The sequence below is a fragment of the Actinoplanes sp. G11-F43 genome, from assembly GCF_050589265.1.
In the GTDB taxonomy this organism is placed as follows: domain Bacteria; phylum Actinomycetota; class Actinomycetes; order Mycobacteriales; family Micromonosporaceae; genus Actinoplanes.
This window is the reverse complement of the sequence record NZ_JBNZCE010000093.1, coordinates 1-1,567: the sequence shown is the minus strand read 5'-3', so window position 1 is coordinate 1,567 and position 1,567 is coordinate 1. Positions and strand designations below refer to the sequence as shown.

The following is a 1,567-nucleotide window of genomic DNA, read 5'->3' as shown; positions in this document are numbered from 1 at the left end:
AGCAGAAAGACCGTCGCCCGGGCACGGAGGCCCGGCGCTTCCGCAGCGCCACGCGGCTCGATCACGCCCACCCGTAAGGGACAAAACGGTCAAGCCGAAACGGACTGGAAAGGATCAAAACCCTCTGACGAATCGAGGCCAACGCCAGCTCCGAAGGCACCAACCGCGTCATCAAAACCGTCGCCCGCGACGCCTACGGATTCCGCAACCCCGAAAACCAACGACTACGCACCCGCACCGCCACCACCCCGCCGCACCGCGGACACCTCAACCCCGCTTAACTTCGAAGAGCCCCCATAGGCTGCAAAAACGCTGATCTTGGGTGTCAATAGCAAATCCAGTTCGTTTCTGGGTAGATCGCATGTCGATCAAGAGGCATACAGGATCAAGAAGTGGCCCGGCCGAAGCCGGGCCGCGCGCACGCGTTCAAAGACCTACGGCCCCGCGCGCACTCCCGCCAAAACCGGCCATCACCTGCATCACAAAAATCGACGATTGTAAAATTGCTTATTCCGTTGCCATCAGCCGTGACAGCAACCGACGCGTACCGCTAGGCCCGTCGGCGCACAACTTCGCGACACGATCGCGCTCGCGACACGATCGCGCTCCAGGTTGGCGCGCAGGCGGACGTCAAACCGCCCACTCGCTACCTTCTAATGGGATAAGTAAATTCCGCATAGCCGTCGTATTCGACGAATTCTAGGCAGTTCAGGATCACCCTGCCGTCATTCACGTCCGCGCCACACGAAAAACGCGTGCCAGGTGCTCCGCTGTAGAGCAAATCAATATCGGAAATCGCGTCGACCGTGCCGCAGAGCAACGCTGGCTCCATACCCGAATACATGATCATCAGATAATCGTGCCGACCCCACGGTGTTCGACGGCAACTCTCGATGAAGTCCGCATCTATGTCCTCAGGAAGCTCCAGAGATTTGTGATCAAGCAGCCTCCAGTCGATGTGGCTACCAGCCCAAGGCAGCGTGTTCAGATAGGCCTCAAACTCGGAGGAGAATCCCAGCTCAAGTACCTGATGCGGGTGCCGATTCAGCCATTCCGCCACATGTGGTCGTTCAATGTTGATCATGATTCCTCGCCAATGATTTACGTATGCGGAAGGTGCTGCATGATCTCCCAGTAGTCTTGGTCGGTGCCTCCACGAATGACATTCGCTCCGGTTCGCCAACCATCATTTCGCTTGGGGCCATTCTTGACCCACCAGTTGACATGGAAACCCTTATCTGGATTCTTGGGATCGAAATCGACTCGCCAGCCCCGCATGCCATCCGGACTCTGCATTCCTGTGACTCGCCCCTTCCAAGGACCCAGTTCCTACACAAATGGCACCGCGTCGTCGCCCAAGCTAGCACTATCACGCGCAGCGGAACGAGCAGCGTTATAGCCACCGAAGTGACTGACAATCTCGCCGCAGTTAGCGTTGTGAACAAGGGCAGGTGTTTCGCCGGCTCTGTTGCGTTGACCTCGATTCGTCAGAGGGTTTTGATCCTTTCCAGTCCGTTTCGGCTTGACCGTTTTGTCCCTTACGGGTGGGCGTGATCGAGCCGCGTGG

General features: G+C 57.8%; 1 protein-coding gene and 1 pseudogene. One reads left to right on the top strand and one right to left on the bottom strand.

Features of this window, described 5'->3' with window-relative positions; all coding sequences use genetic code 11:
- Positions 1–137 precede the first annotated feature (137 nt).
- Positions 138–281 (top strand): annotated as a pseudogene (locus ACQ0O7_RS45045) (transposase); the annotation flags it as partial.
- Positions 282–646: 365 nt separating this feature from the next.
- On the opposite strand, the gene ACQ0O7_RS45040 reads toward ACQ0O7_RS45045, so the two are convergent.
- On the bottom strand, positions 647–1,084 hold the full coding sequence (locus ACQ0O7_RS45040) for a hypothetical protein (RefSeq protein WP_430792089.1): 438 nt from the start codon (positions 1,082–1,084) through the stop codon (positions 647–649).
- Between the last annotated feature and the right edge of the window lie 483 nt (positions 1,085–1,567).

Excerpts from the sequence above, each read along its gene's own strand:
- ACQ0O7_RS45040 (WP_430792089.1), bottom strand. The coding sequence starts at position 1,084 with ATGATCAACATTGAACGACCACATGTGGCGGAATGGCTGAATCGGCAC.